Genomic DNA, 14,690 nt, shown 5'->3' with positions numbered 1-14,690 from the left:
AGTGAGTTTTAATGCTCACCTCTTATTTGCCTAATTCTTGAGTTTTTTTGTAGGCTTGATTGACAGCATCCATAACGGTTCCTCTAAAAGCATGCTCTTCTAGACTTGCTACACCAGCAATGGTCGAACCACCTGGGCTACAAACTTGGTCTTTCAAGACTCCAGGATGTTGTTGACTTTCTAGGACCATTTGACCTGCACCAACTACTGTTTGAGCCGCCATTTTCAATGCCGTTTCTCTTGGTAATCCTGTTTGAACTCCTGCATCTGCCAAAGCTTCGATAAATAGATAGACAAAGGCAGGACCACAACCTGCAAGCCCTGTTGCCGCATCTATTAAACTATCACTTATTTCAACCAACTGCCCTGCACTGGCTAAAAGTTGACAAAAAAGTTCACTGTCTTCTGGATGACAATTTGCAGACAAGGCATAACTAATCACTCCTTGCCCAATAGCAACAGGTGTATTAGGCATGATGCGAATAATCCTATGGTGACTTGGAAGAAGACTAGCGAGTTTTTCCAAGGTCAAACCAGCTGCCATGGAAATCAAAAGAAGACTTTCTCGTTTCTCAAGGATTGACTGATATTGAGTAAGCAGTTCTGAGAACTGTGCTGGCTTTACTCCTAGAAAAATCACATCTGCTTCTGCAAAGATTTCGTCATTGATAGAAGCCAGACCACCATAATTGGCAATAAAAGCATCCACCTTAGCTTGACTACGATTTGCAAGGAGAATCTGATAATTAATCTTTGCCTGCAAGACAGCCTTAGCCAAGCTGGAACCCATATTTCCCAAACCGATAAATCCAATCTTCATCTCTTACTCCCTTATCTGTCCATCACCAGTAACCACATATTTGTAGCTAGTCAATTCCTTCAAGCCCATTGGACCACGCGCATGTAATTTCTGAGTAGAAATCCCCATTTCACAACCCAGACCAAATTGGCCACCATCTGTGAAACGAGTCGAAGCATTGACATAAACCGCTGCCGAGTCCACTTGATCCGTAAAGTAAGCTATAGCATCAGCATTTTCAGTCACAATCGCATCCGAATGATGGGTGCTGTGGGCTTCGATATGCTCTACAGCTTCCTCAAGACTAGAAACTACTTTAACAGCTAAGACATAGTCTAAAAACTCAGTGTCAAAATCTTGTGGCTCCGCTGCTATCCCAGAAATAAATTGACTAGCTTTCTCATCTAGACGCAATTGAATTGGTTCAAGACCAGCTTCCTTTCGATCGGTAACTAGAACTTGCTCCAAGCGAGGAAGGAAGCTTGCCGCCTTGTCTTGATGAACAAGCAGCACTTCCATGGCATTGCAGACTGAAGGACGACTAGTTTTAGCGTTATTGATAATAGACAGTGCCTTGTCTTCATCCGCATCTTTGTCAACGTAGACATGAACAATCCCTGTACCTGTTTCGATAACTGGCACAATAGCATTCTCAACGACAGCATTGATTAACCCGGCACCTCCGCGAGGAATAAGAAGATCTAGATAACCCTTAGCCTTCATCATGGCATAACTACTTTCACGGCTAGTATCTTCTACTAATTGAATGACGTCTGGATGAATAGTAGTAGTCTCCAAGCCCTTCTTCAAGGCTATGACAATGGCATGAGCTGTTTGGTAGGCATCCTTACCGCTCCGAAGGACAACCGCATTTCCACTCTTGAGAGCAAGGGCAGCTGCATCAGAAGTCACATTAGGACGACTTTCATAGATAATGCCAATAACACCCATAGCCACACGCTTCTTAGTAATGACCAAACCATTTTCAAACTGACTTCTTTCTAGGACTTCACCGATTGGATCTGGTAAAGCAACCACTTCACGAATCCCAGTTGCCATTGCTTCTATACGCCCTGCATCCAAATAAAGACGATCCAACATAACATCTGAGATTTTCCCCTTAGCCGCTTCCATATCACGAACATTAGCTGATAAAATCTCTTCAGTAGCTGTCAATAAGTGATCGGCCATAGCTAGCAAGGCTTGGTTTTTTACTGTTTCACTAGCAGTATTGATGGTTTTTTTAACTGCCTGTACCAGTTCAAATTGTTCTTGTGTACTTACCATAGTTTACCTCTAAAATTCTGTAAAGAGTAGTTGGATTTCAGGAGTGATAGAAATCCATTCATCACGATGAATCAGGACTCCCTTGGCTTTTTGAGAACGAAGGACATCTTTGAGCCCCAATGCACCTAGTTGCACTCTACCTTTTCCGAGTGATTTTCCAGTTTCCTTATCAAATACCGTTACAATATCACCATAAGAAAAATTGCTCTCAACATCTACAACCCCTGATAAAAGGAGACTCTTTCCATGTTGAGAGAGGGCTTCTGCCGCCCCTTTATCAACCCAAATTGCTCCCTGACTTTTGGCATAAAAGGCCAGCCACTGCTTCTGGGTACGAAGTCCCTTTTCCTGTGCAACAAAGTAAGAACCATCCAAAGTCTTCTCTGCCGCCTCTATCATAGCATCAGCTTTCAAGGATGAACAAATATAAACCGGTACTCCTGACTCTGTCGCAATGGTCGCTGCCTTTATCTTAGTCAGCATGCCACCAGTTCCATTAGATGAGCCTGCTCCACCAGCCATATCAATAATTTCACGATTGATGGTCTCGATTCGCTCCAAGCGTTTAGCTCTTGGATCCGAGTTAGGATTACCAGTATAAAGACCGTCTACATCTGTTAAGAGAACCAAAAGATCTGCCTGCACCATTGCAGCTACCTGAGCACTGAGCGTATCATTATCTCCGACCTTAAGTTCGTCAATGACGACACTGTCATTCTCGTTGATAATAGGAATTGCACCACGATTGAGAAGGACTGATAAAGCTTGATGGGCATTTTTATAACGTCTCTTATCGACAAAATCATCCTGAGTTAGCAAGATTTGCGCTGAAACAATCTGTCTTAAAAGCAAATTTGTTGTATATTCTTCCAGAAGCAATCCTTGACCAACCGCCGCTGAAGCTTGCTTATCCGCAATCTTTGTTGGTCGTTTTTTAAATCCTAAGGCTCCGAAACCTGCTGCAACAGCCCCAGAAGACACCAAAATCAGCTCATGACCTGCTTCATGCAGCATTGCAAGCTGCTGTGTAATAGCTTTTACTTTACTGCGAGATAAACTTCCATCTTTATGAGTCAAGGATGAAGTCCCTACCTTAAATACGATACGCTTGTACTTCATATTTTTCTCCAAATTTAATATCTAACCATTTTACCATGATTTTATGAAATTGTAAAAAAGGAACTCTCTCACTTATGATCGCAAAAAAAGAACCTTGCAAAGCAAGATTCTTTTAGTGTCTGACTTAAATAATTGTTCTTCTGGGAACTAAATCGAATTAAGCTTCGATTTCTGTAACCATACCTGAACCAACAGTACGTCCACCCTCACGGATAGAGAATGTAGTACCTTGTTCTACGGCGATTGGGTGGATCAACTCAACGTCGATTGTCACGTTATCACCTGGCATTACCATTTCAGTACCTGCTGGAAGTTCGATTGAACCTGTAACGTCAGTAGTACGGAAGTAGAATTGTGGACGGTAGTTGTTGAAGAATGGAGTGTGACGTCCACCTTCTTCTTTAGTAAGGATGTAAACTTCACCTTTGAATTTAGTGTGTGGATTGATTGAACCTGGTTTAGCGATAACTTGTCCACGTTCGATTTCGTCACGTTGAACACCACGAAGAAGGACACCTACGTTGTCTCCTGCAAGACCTTCGTCAAGTTGTTTACGGAACATTTCAACACCAGTAACAACAGCTTTTTTAGTTTCTTCTTTGATACCAACGATTTCGATTTCGTCGTTGACACGAACAGTACCACGGTCGATACGTCCTGAAGCAACTGTACCACGTCCAGTGATTGAGAATACGTCTTCGACTGGAAGAAGCAATGGTTTGTCAGTGTCACGTTCTGGTTCTGGAATGTACTCATCAACAGTGTTCATCAATTCCATGATGATGTCTTCGTATTTAGAGTCACCTTCAAGAGCTTTAAGAGCTGAACCTTGGATAACTGGAAGATCGTCACCTGGGAAGTCGTATTCTGAAAGAAGGTCACGGATTTCCATTTCAACCAATTCAAGCAATTCTTCGTCGTCAACCAAGTCGATCTTGTTCATGAAGACGATAAGGTGTTTAACACCAACCTGACGTGAAAGAAGGATGTGCTCACGAGTTTGTGGCATTGGTCCGTCAGTTGAAGCTACTACAAGGATAGCTCCGTCCATTTGAGCGGCACCAGTGATCATGTTTTTAACGTAGTCCGCGTGTCCTGGAGCGTCGATGTGAGCGTAGTGACGTTTTTCAGTTTCGTACTCAACGTGCGCAGTGTTGATTGTGATACCGCGTTCGCGTTCTTCTGGAGCAGCATCGATAGACGCATAGTCTTTAGGTTGGTTAACTGCTGAAGGCAAGCGACGTGCCAAAACAGTTGTGATAGCTGCAGTTAGGGTAGTTTTACCGTGGTCAACGTGTCCGATAGTACCAATGTTAACGTGTGGTTTACTACGATCGTATTTTTCTTTTGCCATTTGAGTAAAAGCCTCCAATAAAATATATTTTATAGATAGACAGTAGGCAATACAGTCTAACTTTCCTTACTATTTTATCAAATTTCAGCTAAATTGCAAGTGTTTTACAAAGTTTTTGTGAATTATTCTTATTCTTGCTCTACTTCCTCTACCAATTTATTTAAAATATCTATAAATAGGCTTATTTTAGCAAAAGGCGATAGACCATAAATCGATAAGCCAAGTCTGAATTTCTTATTCCCAGCCTCGAAAGACTTCAATCATTCAGTTGTTTGTAAAAAATTTATGTATAGAAAAATTAAAGTTTCATTATAAGAGATTTGAGAGTTTGAAAACCAATAAAAAGGTTGATCAACTACAGCGCCAAAGATACAATGATCAAAAAAAGGTCGGGATTTTTTATCCCGACATCTTTATTCTGATAGATGTTTCTTAACTTCTTGTGCTTCCTTATGATTTTCATACAGTCGCGCTAAGAATTTAGCAATCTCTTTTAAAATGGAATAGGTTGGAACAGCAACAATCATCCCAATCACACCATAAATATTACTTGATAATAAAAGCAAGACTAAAATAGTAATCGGGTGAACCTTCATAACCCCACCCACAATACGTGGATATAAAATATTTCCATCAACTTGCTGAATAATCAACATATAAATGACAGCAATAATCATTTTATGAGGATCGGTGAAGAGATTTGAGATGATCATTGGAATCAAGCCAATGCTTGGTCCTACATACGGAATCAAATTAGCCAATCCAGAAAAAATGGCGAAGACCAAGGCATATCTTAGACCAATCACACTATAACCGATAAAAGCTAAACATCCAATAATAACTGCATCTATAGACACTCCACTAATGTAACGAGAAATAGTTGTATTTAGGTTTGTCAATAAACCAGATATGTTCAATTTATCTCGTTTTAATACAGTTCTTTCTAACATGGGTAAAAATTTATGCCCATCAAGTAATAAGTAAATCAAGAAAACTGGTGTCATGATGATAATCAATACAGTGCTTACGAGTGCAGATAGAACACTTCCAACACTATTTGTCACACTGTTCAAGATATTTTGCAAAATATCAACATAAGAGAGGTTCAGTTGCTGAATAGTTTGTTGGATATCTAGATTTTGTAGAGCTGGATGTTTTGATAACTCAATGACTAAATCTTGAAGACGACCGTAAATGTTTTGACTCGAGTAAATTAAGCTACTTAACTGATTAATCAAAATCGGCAGTAGATAAACAAAACTAAGTACGAGTGCACAAACTAAGGCACAAAGGGTTAACAAAATCCCAATGATGCGATTGATTTTGCATTCCTTCTCTAAAAAGATAACAATTGGGTTGGTTAGATAATACAAAAATCCTCCCAATAAAAAAGGAATCATGATTGTATTTGCAACACTGACAAAGGGTGTAATAATAGCACCCATTTCTTTCCATAGATAGAAAATTAAGGTTATTAATAAAATTTCAGTTGTCCAGAAGAATAGTTTGTTTCTCCGAAACATAGGCCACCTCCTCTTTACACTATTTTACCATATTTCAAAAAAGATTGATAACTTTCATCAAAAAAACAAGAATATCTTTTGCCTTTATGATAGAATAAAGTTACTATGAAGAAATTATTTTTAACCTTAATAACGCTCTTTTCATTTGCTTCAGCAACAACTGTTGCTGCCCAAGATTTTGATGTAGCAGCAAAACATGCTATTGCTGTTGAAGCTAATAGTGGTAAGATTTTATATGAAAAGGATGCTACTCAACCTGTTGAAATTGCTTCTATTAGCAAATTGCTGACTGTTTATCTAGTTTACGAAGCCTTGGAACAGGGGAAAATCTCTCTTTCTACTCCTGTAGAAATTTCTGATTATCCCTACCAGTTGACAACTAATTCTGCAGCTAGTAATGTTCCCATGGAAGCTAGAAATTACACTGTTGAAGAGTTACTAGAAGCGACTTTGGTATCTAGCGCTAACAGTGCTGCTATTGCCTTAGCTGAAAAAATTGCTGGTTCTGAGAAGGACTTTGTAGATATGATGAAGGCCAAACTCCAAGAATGGGGGATTCAAGATGCTACACTTGTCAACACAACTGGACTCAATAATGAAACTCTTGGAAATAATATCTATCCAGGATCTAAAAAAGATGATGAAAACAAATTGAGCGCTTATGATGTTGCTGTCGTTGCTCGCAATCTTATCCTCAAGTATCCTCAAGTGTTAGAAATCACAAAGAAGCCTTCTTCTACTTTTGCAGGGATGACCATTCATTCTACCAACTATATGTTGGAGGGAATGCCTGCCTATCGTGGTGGAGTTGACGGTCTTAAAACAGGAACAACTGATAAGGCTGGAGCCTCCTTTGTAGGTACGACAGTCGAAAAAGGAATGCGTATCATCACTGTTGTTTTAAACGCTGACAACCAAGATACCAATCCATATGCACGCTTTACAGCTACTTCTTCTATTTTAGATTACATCTCATCAAACTTTGCTCTGCAGACAATCGTCAAACAAGGAGAAAGTTATGAAGATAGTAAATCGCCTGTATTAGATGGGAAGGAAGATACAGTAACAGCTGTCGCCAAAGAAGATATAAAAATCGTACAACGTCTGGGTAGTCGTACACAATCAACTATCACTTACACAGCGGACACGACTGAACACACTGCTCCACTTGAGGCAGGAACTGTCGTTGGACATCTGACCTACGAAGATAAGGATCTAGTTGGTCAAGGATACATTACAAGTGATAAACCTAGTTTTGAGATGGTCGCAGAAAAAAATGTCGAAAAAGCCTTCTTCTTAAAAGTTTGGTGGAATCGCTTCGTTCGTTTTGTTAACGAGAAGTTATAAAAAATCGAAAAATCGCGAATTTCGCGATTTTTTTCTTTATTCATTTTCAGCTACAGTCGAATGGTTATATCCATAAACAAAGTAAATTATAATACCTATTAATAAAGCAAGGCCAAATGCCATCCATGTTTCAAGGGTATACTGAAGCATGAACGAAAGGCAAATCAGAATAGACAAGATTGGTAAAAAAGGAACCAGGGGAGTTTTAAATTCTCCCTCTTTTGGCATCCCCTTATCTTTTCTCAGTTTGATAATCCCGTAGGCTAAGAGAATAAGATAGGCTAAAGTACAGATGTTGAGAAAGGCTGCGATACTTGCCAGAGGGAAGATTCCTGCTGCAATCGCTGAAACGACACCTGTTAAAATGGTCGCATTCTTAGGTACCCGACTCGACTTAGTCACTTGTTTAAAACTCTGAGGTAAGAGCCCATCACGAGCTAAACTATAAATCATTCGTGACAAGGCGTAGGTCATCGAGATACATACCGTAATCAAAGTAAAAATCGCAACGAGTGAAACATAATTAGCTGCCCAACCTATACCAATACTTCTAAGAGCAAAAGCCACTGCATCATCAACATTGAGCTTACTATAGTGAACGATACCTGTTAATATCAAGGTAACCAAGGCATACAGTATGGTTACAATGGTCAAGGATAAAACAATTCCACGGGGAATATTCTTTTGTGGACTTTGAATTTCATCAACTGCCATAGAAATGGATTCAAACCCTAAAAATCCAAAGAACATGAGTGAAGCACCTGCCATAATCCCAGTGCTTCCACCATAAATCTGACCAAACCCAAATGGTGCAAAGTCTGACCAATTTTCAGGTTTAATGTACCAAATTCTAACTAGGATAAATAAGGCAAGAGCAGAAAATTTTAGAACTACTAGAATAGAATTAAAACGAAGAGCTGCTTTCGAATTTAAAAGTACAACACCTGTAACAAGTAGAATTACTAAAATTGGTAAAAAATCAATATAAGTACCATGTTCAGGGTTAAAAGTTCCATTTAAGGCTTGTGGCAAGGAAATTCCATAATGACTTAGCAAACCCTTAAAATAAGCCGCCCAACCTGAAGCGACACCAGAAACAGCTGTCATAAATTCCATGATAGTCAGCCAACCTGCAATCCAGGCTGGAAATTCTCCTAAAATTGCATATAAATAACTATAGGCTCCACCCGTTGCAGGAACACGAGAAGCAAATTCTGCAAAAAAAAGTGCAGATAAGGACACGCAGATAGCAGAAATTACAATCGATATCACAAGGGCAGGTCCTGCTAATGTTGCTGCAGCAGTCCCTGTAATGGTAAAGATACCTGTTCCCACCATAGCACCAATTCCCAAAAGAATTAAATCCCATAGTTTTAAATGACGATGCATTTCTGTTTTACCTAGACTAACATCCTTGGTTCTAAAAATATTCATCATTCATCTCCCAATTTATAAGATTGTATTATTTTATCATATATAAGGATTTTTGTGAATATTTATTAGCCTCATAAACCCAAAAAACTGAGAGTGGGACAGAAATCGGTAATTCGTTAGAATACGATTTCGTCGTCCCACCTCCGCACAGTTGAGTAGGGCTGTAAAAGCTGATGAACTCAGCGTAGTAGAGCCCACTCAACCACTGCGTCGTGCTCGACAATCCAAAGACAATTGAGAGGCTAGGACTTTTGTCCCAGCCTCAGTTTTTGTTCATAAAGTTTATCCGACTGATCCTTCCATTTCGTAGCTAATCAAGCGGTTGAGCTCAACTGCGTATTCCATTGGAAGTTCTTTAGTGAAGGGCTCCACAAATCCCATGACAATCATCTCTGTTGCCTCGGATTCTGACAATCCACGACTCATGAGGTAATACAATTGTTCTTCTGAAATCTTAGAAACCTTAGCTTCGTGTTCCAAAGCTACTTGCGAGTTGTGGATTTCATTAAATGGAATGGTATCTGATGCTGACAAGTCATCCATGATAATGGTATCACACTCAATGTGAGAAACAGATTTCTTAGAGTTCTTATTAAAGGTCACTTGTCCACGGTAGTCAACCTTACCTCCGCCTTTAGCGATGGATTTAGATACGATAGACGAGCTTGTATGTGGAGCATTGTGGATCATCTTAGCACCAGTATCCTGGTGTTGCCCTGCATTGGCAAAGGCAATCGAAAGCATGGTTCCACGTGCTCCTTCTCCATCAAGGTAAACAGATGGATATTTCATGGTTGTTTTGGCACCCAAGTTTCCATCAATCCACTCAACAGTAGCATCTTTCAAGGCTTTAGCACGTTTCGTTACTAGGTTATAAACGTTATCTGACCAGTTTTGGATGGTTGTATAACGCATGTAAGCTCCATCCAAAGCAAAGATTTCTACAATGGCAGCATGCAAACTGTTACTTGAATAAGTTGGCGCTGTACATCCTTCTACATAGTGGACACTTGCTCCCTCATCAACGATAATCAAGGTACGTTCAAACTGACCAGTGTTTTCGTTGTTAATACGGAAATAAGTTTGAAGTGGAATATCCACTTTCACACCTTTTGGAACGTAGATAAAGGTTCCACCTGACCATACTGCTGAGTTGAGTGCTGCCAACTTGTTATCAGTCGGTGGTACCAACTTAGCAAAGTATTGTTTAAACAAGTCTGGGTACTCTTTGAGGGCAGAATCTGTATCAGTAAAGATAATACCTAACTTCTCAAATTCTTCCTTCATGTTGTGGTAAACCACTTCTGACTCATACTGGGCAGAAGCTCCAGCAAGATAAGCACGCTCAGCTTCAGGAATCCCAATACGTTCAAAGGTTTCTTTGATTTTTTCAGGAACTTCATCCCAAGAACGGGCTGGTTTATCAGATGGTTTTTGGTAGTAAATCAAGTCATCAAAATCAATCTCTGACAAGTCTGCTCCCCATGTTTGCATGGGCATTTTTTTGAAGGTTTCATAAGATTTCAAACGGAATTCTAACATCCACTCAGGCTCTCCCTTAGCAGCTGATAGTTCACGAATGACATCTTCATTCAATCCTTTTCCTGTCGATAGGACAGGCTCTACATCGTCATGGAAACCAAATTTATATTCACCAAGGTCAATTGGTTTTGGTTCTACTCTTTCTTCAGCCATAATATCCTTTCTTTCATTCTTTATTTCTGTGATTTATAAGACAAAAGAAACTTATCTTACTATGTTTCTTGATTTTCAATTGTTTTCTTAAGGGCGTTCCAACCTAGGGTTGCACATTTGATTCGTTGCGGAAATTTGGCAACTCCTGACAAGAAAGCTGCATCTCCAAGTTGATCTTGACGCTCATCATTTTGACCTTGCACCATTTCAGAAAAGATGGTTGCAAGCTCTAGGATTTCTTGCTTGGTCTTTCCTAAGACTGCATCTGTCATCATACTAGCAGAGGCAGTTGAAATGGTACAACCAGAGTTTAGAAAAGCGATATCTTCCAAACGATCATCTGCATCAAACTTAACAGAGAGATTAATCACATCACCACAAGTTGGATTGTTAAGACTGATTTGTTCAGCATCTTCTAGCTTCCCTTGGTGATGGGGATTTTTCGAATGGTCCGCTACCACTGCCATATAAAGGCTATCTAGTTTAGAAAGTGCCATTGAAAAACTCCTTTGTCTTTTGTAAAGCATCGACTAACTTGTCGCAATCTGCCTTGGTATTATAGATATAAAAACTTGCACGAGCTGTTGCTGGAACGTCCAAATACTGGAGCAAAGGTTGAGCGCAATGGTGTCCGGCACGAACTGCTACTCCTTCATAATCCAGAGCAGTAGCGAGGTCGTGAGGGTGAAGATCACCTAGGTTAAAGGCAATAACACCTGAACGTTGAGCCAAATCTTGCGAACCGTATATGGTCAATCCCTCAATTGTCTGCAATTTTGGAAAGACATATGCAATCAATTCCTGTTCATGAGCTTCAATGGCTGCCATACCAAGATTTTCAAGATAATCTACTGCAGCAGCAAGTCCAATTGCACCTGCCATGTTAGGAGTTCCAGCCTCGAATTTCCAAGGCAATTCCTTCCAGCTTGCAGATTGTTCATAAACGAAATCAATCATCTCGCCACCAAACTCCACCGGTGACATTTGTTCCAGATACTTTTCTTTACCGTAAAGGACGCCAATACCAGTTGGACCAGCCATCTTGTGACCTGAAAAGGCAAAGAAGTCCACATCCAAGTCCTGGACATCAATCTTCATATGAGGCGTAGATTGAGCACCATCTACCACCATGATAGCTCCAACTTGGTGGGCCATTTGAGTAATTTCCTTAATTGGATTGACTACTCCAAGAACATTGGAGGCGTGAGCTAGGGAGACAAATTTCACCTTATCAGTCAATTTAACTCGCAGGTCATCCATATCCAGAGCTCCGTCCTTGAGATAGACATAAACAAGCTCAGCTCCGGTCTTTCGACAAGCTTCCTGCCAAGGAATGATGTTGGAATGGTGTTCCATGACAGAAATCAAAACTTGATCCCCCTCAGTCAAGAATTCCTCAGCGAAACGTGCCACCCAGTTGAGACTGGTTGTCGTTCCTCTAGTAAAGAGGACTTCCTTTGTCGAGCCTGCATTGATGAACTTACGAATGGTTTCACGAGCAGCTTCATAGGATGCTGTTGCTCGCTCTGCCAAAGTGTGAACCCCTCGGTGAACATTGGCATTATCCTGCTCATAGTAGCGGTTAATAGTTTCCAGAACTGCTAGTGGTTTTTGTGTCGTCGCAGCATTATCCAGATAAACCAGAGGTTCATCGTTGACAATCTGGTCTAAAATTGGAAAATCCTTACGAATCACTTCTACATCTAACATAGGCTTCCCCTTAGCGTTTTGACAATTTTTCTTCGATAGTTGCAATCATTTCATCACGAACTTCTTTGACTGGAATCTCAACGATTACAGATCCAAGGAAACCACGTACAACCAAGCGTTCCGCAGTTGCTCGATCCAAGCCACGGCTCATGAGGTAGTACATATCTTCTGGATCTACTTGACCGATTGAAGCTGCGTGTCCTGCAGTGACATCATTTTCATCAATCAAAAGAATTGGGTTGGCATCTGAACGAGCTTGGTCTGAAAGCATGAGAACACGACTTTCTTGTTGTGCATCTGCTCCCTTGGCACCCTTAATGATGTGACCGATACCGTTGAAAGTTAAAGTTGCTTTCTCAAGAATAACCCCATGTTGGAGGATATTACCGATAGAATTGCAACCATAGTTGGTTACGCGAGTATCAATCCCTTGTACCTGACGACCACTTGATAGGGCAACGACCTTAAGATCTGCATGGCTACCATTACCAATCAAGTCACTATCAAAGTCTGCAACGACGTTTCCTTCGTTCATGACACCGATAGCCCAGTCAATATTTGCATCATTGCCCAATTTACCACGGCGACTAATGTAGGCTGTAACATTTTCGCCTAGACGGTCAATCGCTGCAAACTTCACTTGCGCGCCAGAACGAGCGATGACTTCTACTGTGATATTGGCAGTTGCCTTAGCACTACCTTGGCCACGTGACTCTAAGCGTTCAAGATAACTAATCTTACTGTTCTTACCCGCGATAATGAGGATATGCTTGTTAAATGGTACATCACTGTCGCTGTCTTGGTAGAAAATACCTTCGATTGGTTCAGCAATCTCAACATTATCAGGAATGTAGAGAACAGCACCACTGTTAAAGTAAGCTGTGTGGTAAGCTGCTAGTTTGTCATCATCATATTTAACAGATGACATGAAGAATTCCTCAATAAGCTCTGGAATTTCTTCTAAAGCTGAGTGGAAGTCTGTAAAGACCACTCCTTGTTCAGCCAACTCAACTGGAGTTTGTTCAAAAACAGTTTGAGTTCCAACCTGCACCAACTTCAAGTGATTGTCTAGAGCAGTGAAGTCAGGAACATTTGCTGACGGTTCACTTTCTGTAATAGTTCCATCACCCAGATTCCAACGGTGAAATTTAACACGCTCAATAACTGGTAATTCTAAACTCTCAATCTTATCAAAGGCTTTTTGACGGAGGTCAGCCAACCAGCTTGGTTCAGCATGCATTTCTGAAAAAAGTTTAATAGTTTCTTTAGTCATTTACTTCTCCTAAAAGATACGAGCGAATTACAATTCTTCCTTGTAGTCATAGCCAAGTTCTTCAGCTAATTTTGCGTATCCTTCACGTTCCAAACGTGCAGCCAATTCTGGACCACCAGAAAGTACAACACGACCTTCCATCATAACGTGTACTACATCTGGCGTAATATAGTTCAAAAGACGTTGATAGTGAGTAATGATCATTGCACCAAAGCCTTCGCCACGCATAGCATTAACACCTTTAGAGACAACTTTAAGAGCATCAATATCAAGACCTGAGTCAATCTCATCCAAGAGGGCAAAAGTTGGTTCCAATATCAAGAGTTGAAGAATTTCGTTACGTTTTTTCTCACCACCAGAGAAACCTTCATTGAGGTAACGCTCTGCCATTTCTTCTTTCATGTTGAGCAATTCCATTTTTTCGTCTAGCTTAGTGATAAACTCACGCACTGAAATTTTCTCATCATCTTCTTTACCAGCATTCATAGCTGCACGAAGGAATTCTGCATTGGTAATTCCTGGAATTTCTGATGGGTATTGCATAGCAAGGAAAAGTCCCATACGCGCACGCTCATCAACTTCCAATTCAAGGATATTTACACCGTCAAACAAGACTTCACCTTTAGTGACTTCATAGTTTGGGTTTCCCATAATAGCAGCTGAGAGAGTTGATTTACCAGTACCATTTGGTCCCATGATAGCAGCAATTTCTCCTGTTTTAAGAGTCAGGTTAACCCCTTTTAAAATTTCTTTTCCTTCGATTTCAACGTGAAGATCTTTGATCTCTAATACTGACATGATAATTCCTTTCTTTTCAATCCGTTTTACCATTTTCGCTAGAAAATTGTTCTTAGTTTTCTAGTAAAAAACGATAAAATATCAATAAATATACTTTAATAGTATAACAAAAAAAAGCCTAAAAGGCTTTAATTTTGTCTAGAAGCTGAGGGTTACTTCTTTCCACGAAAATGATCATCTATAGCGCTCACAATTTTACCCATAATATAGCTGACTCTAAAATTTCTTAGGATTAAAATAGCCCAAAGTAAAGCCACGATATACCGTTGCTCCATGATGGATTCATTAAAAAAATAAGTCTCGGCAACAGTAAATAAGGCCATAATTATAAATTGTTGTCTGTTCATCGTA

At 40.2% G+C, this 14,690-nt stretch carries 13 protein-coding genes; 1 reads left to right on the top strand and 12 read right to left on the bottom strand.

Annotated features, from left to right (window positions below; translation table 11 throughout):
* Nucleotides 1-22 precede the first annotated feature (22 nt).
* The 5 genes from proC to AB2B50_RS01870 all read right to left on the bottom strand — a co-directional run bounded on the left by proC (nucleotide 23) and on the right by AB2B50_RS01870 (nucleotide 6,082).
* Nucleotides 23-820 carry a pyrroline-5-carboxylate reductase gene (gene proC, locus AB2B50_RS01890; protein ID WP_320692140.1) on the bottom strand — a complete coding sequence of 266 codons (798 nt, stop codon included), beginning with the start codon at nucleotides 818-820 and terminating at the stop codon, nucleotides 23-25.
* A 3-nt stretch (nucleotides 821-823) separates the two neighbouring features.
* Nucleotides 824-2,086 (bottom strand): glutamate-5-semialdehyde dehydrogenase, encoded by a 1,263-nt coding sequence (locus AB2B50_RS01885; RefSeq protein ID WP_320692141.1) that lies wholly within the window; start codon nucleotides 2,084-2,086, stop codon nucleotides 824-826.
* Nucleotides 2,087-2,095: 9 nt separating this feature from the next.
* Nucleotides 2,096-3,205, bottom strand: coding sequence for a glutamate 5-kinase (gene proB / locus AB2B50_RS01880; protein ID WP_320692142.1), 1,110 nt, complete (start codon nucleotides 3,203-3,205; stop codon nucleotides 2,096-2,098).
* A 157-nt stretch (nucleotides 3,206-3,362) separates the two neighbouring features.
* Nucleotides 3,363-4,559, bottom strand: coding sequence for an elongation factor Tu (gene tuf / locus AB2B50_RS01875; protein WP_001040718.1), 1,197 nt, complete (start codon nucleotides 4,557-4,559; stop codon nucleotides 3,363-3,365).
* Between the two features lie 413 nt (nucleotides 4,560-4,972).
* On the bottom strand, nucleotides 4,973-6,082 hold the full coding sequence (locus AB2B50_RS01870; protein ID WP_320692143.1) for an AI-2E family transporter: 1,110 nt from the start codon (nucleotides 6,080-6,082) through the stop codon (nucleotides 4,973-4,975).
* Nucleotides 6,083-6,187: 105 nt separating this feature from the next.
* Here AB2B50_RS01870 and pbp3 point away from each other — a divergent pair, with 105 nt between their 5' ends.
* A complete protein-coding gene (gene pbp3 / locus AB2B50_RS01865) occupies nucleotides 6,188-7,429 on the top strand; it encodes a D-alanyl-D-alanine carboxypeptidase PBP3 (protein ID WP_320692144.1) in 1,242 nt (413 codons plus the stop codon).
* Nucleotides 7,430-7,465: 36 nt separating this feature from the next.
* Here pbp3 and AB2B50_RS01860 read toward each other — a convergent pair whose 3' ends face one another.
* From AB2B50_RS01860 to AB2B50_RS01830, 7 genes are all read right to left on the bottom strand, one after another.
* On the bottom strand, nucleotides 7,466-8,863 hold the full coding sequence (locus AB2B50_RS01860) for an APC family permease (protein WP_320692145.1): 1,398 nt from the start codon (nucleotides 8,861-8,863) through the stop codon (nucleotides 7,466-7,468).
* A 282-nt stretch (nucleotides 8,864-9,145) separates the two neighbouring features.
* The gene (sufB, locus tag AB2B50_RS01855) at nucleotides 9,146-10,558 is read right to left on the bottom strand and encodes a Fe-S cluster assembly protein SufB (protein ID WP_006151262.1); all 1,413 of its coding nucleotides are present in this window, start codon (nucleotides 10,556-10,558) and stop codon (nucleotides 9,146-9,148) included.
* A 59-nt stretch (nucleotides 10,559-10,617) separates the two neighbouring features.
* The gene (gene sufU / locus AB2B50_RS01850) at nucleotides 10,618-11,055 is read right to left on the bottom strand and encodes a Fe-S cluster assembly sulfur transfer protein SufU (protein ID WP_320692146.1); all 438 of its coding nucleotides are present in this window, start codon (nucleotides 11,053-11,055) and stop codon (nucleotides 10,618-10,620) included.
* A complete protein-coding gene (locus AB2B50_RS01845) occupies nucleotides 11,042-12,268 on the bottom strand; it encodes a cysteine desulfurase (protein ID WP_320692147.1) in 1,227 nt (408 codons plus the stop codon). Before AB2B50_RS01845 ends, sufU begins: the two co-directional genes overlap by 14 nt.
* A gap of 10 nt (nucleotides 12,269-12,278) precedes the next feature.
* Entirely contained in the window at nucleotides 12,279-13,541 is a 1,263-nt protein-coding gene (sufD, locus tag AB2B50_RS01840; RefSeq protein ID WP_320692148.1) for a Fe-S cluster assembly protein SufD, read from the bottom strand.
* Between the two features lie 27 nt (nucleotides 13,542-13,568).
* Nucleotides 13,569-14,339 carry a Fe-S cluster assembly ATPase SufC gene (gene sufC / locus AB2B50_RS01835; RefSeq protein ID WP_320692305.1) on the bottom strand — a complete coding sequence of 257 codons (771 nt, stop codon included), beginning with the start codon at nucleotides 14,337-14,339 and terminating at the stop codon, nucleotides 13,569-13,571.
* Between the two features lie 152 nt (nucleotides 14,340-14,491).
* The gene (locus tag AB2B50_RS01830) at nucleotides 14,492-14,686 is read right to left on the bottom strand and encodes a DUF3272 family protein (protein WP_320692149.1); all 195 of its coding nucleotides are present in this window, start codon (nucleotides 14,684-14,686) and stop codon (nucleotides 14,492-14,494) included.
* Nucleotides 14,687-14,690: the final 4 nt, after the last annotated feature.

Source organism: Streptococcus fermentans, assembly GCF_040888305.1.
GTDB lineage: Bacteria > Bacillota > Bacilli > Lactobacillales > Streptococcaceae > Streptococcus > Streptococcus fermentans.
This window is presented reverse-complemented; position numbering and strand designations above follow the sequence as displayed.

Bases quoted from the DNA above. Each gene is read 5' to 3' on its own strand.
- proC (WP_320692140.1), bottom strand. From the start codon at position 820: ATGAAGATTGGATTTATCGGTTTGGGAAATATGGGTTCCAGCTTGGCT.
- AB2B50_RS01885 (WP_320692141.1), bottom strand. From the start codon at position 2,086: ATGGTAAGTACACAAGAACAATTTGAACTGGTACAGGCAGTTAAAAAA.
- proB (WP_320692142.1), bottom strand. From the start codon at position 3,205: ATGAAGTACAAGCGTATCGTATTTAAGGTAGGGACTTCATCCTTGACT.
- tuf (WP_001040718.1), bottom strand. From the start codon at position 4,559: ATGGCAAAAGAAAAATACGATCGTAGTAAACCACACGTTAACATTGGT.
- AB2B50_RS01870 (WP_320692143.1), bottom strand. From the start codon at position 6,082: ATGTTTCGGAGAAACAAACTATTCTTCTGGACAACTGAAATTTTATTA.
- pbp3 (WP_320692144.1), top strand. From the start codon at position 6,188: ATGAAGAAATTATTTTTAACCTTAATAACGCTCTTTTCATTTGCTTCA.
- AB2B50_RS01860 (WP_320692145.1), bottom strand. From the start codon at position 8,863: ATGAATATTTTTAGAACCAAGGATGTTAGTCTAGGTAAAACAGAAATG.
- sufB (WP_006151262.1), bottom strand. From the start codon at position 10,558: ATGGCTGAAGAAAGAGTAGAACCAAAACCAATTGACCTTGGTGAATAT.
- sufU (WP_320692146.1), bottom strand. From the start codon at position 11,055: ATGGCACTTTCTAAACTAGATAGCCTTTATATGGCAGTGGTAGCGGAC.
- AB2B50_RS01845 (WP_320692147.1), bottom strand. From the start codon at position 12,268: ATGTTAGATGTAGAAGTGATTCGTAAGGATTTTCCAATTTTAGACCAG.
- sufD (WP_320692148.1), bottom strand. From the start codon at position 13,541: ATGACTAAAGAAACTATTAAACTTTTTTCAGAAATGCATGCTGAACCA.
- sufC (WP_320692305.1), bottom strand. From the start codon at position 14,339: ATGTCAGTATTAGAGATCAAAGATCTTCACGTTGAAATCGAAGGAAAA.
- AB2B50_RS01830 (WP_320692149.1), bottom strand. From the start codon at position 14,686: ATGAACAGACAACAATTTATAATTATGGCCTTATTTACTGTTGCCGAG.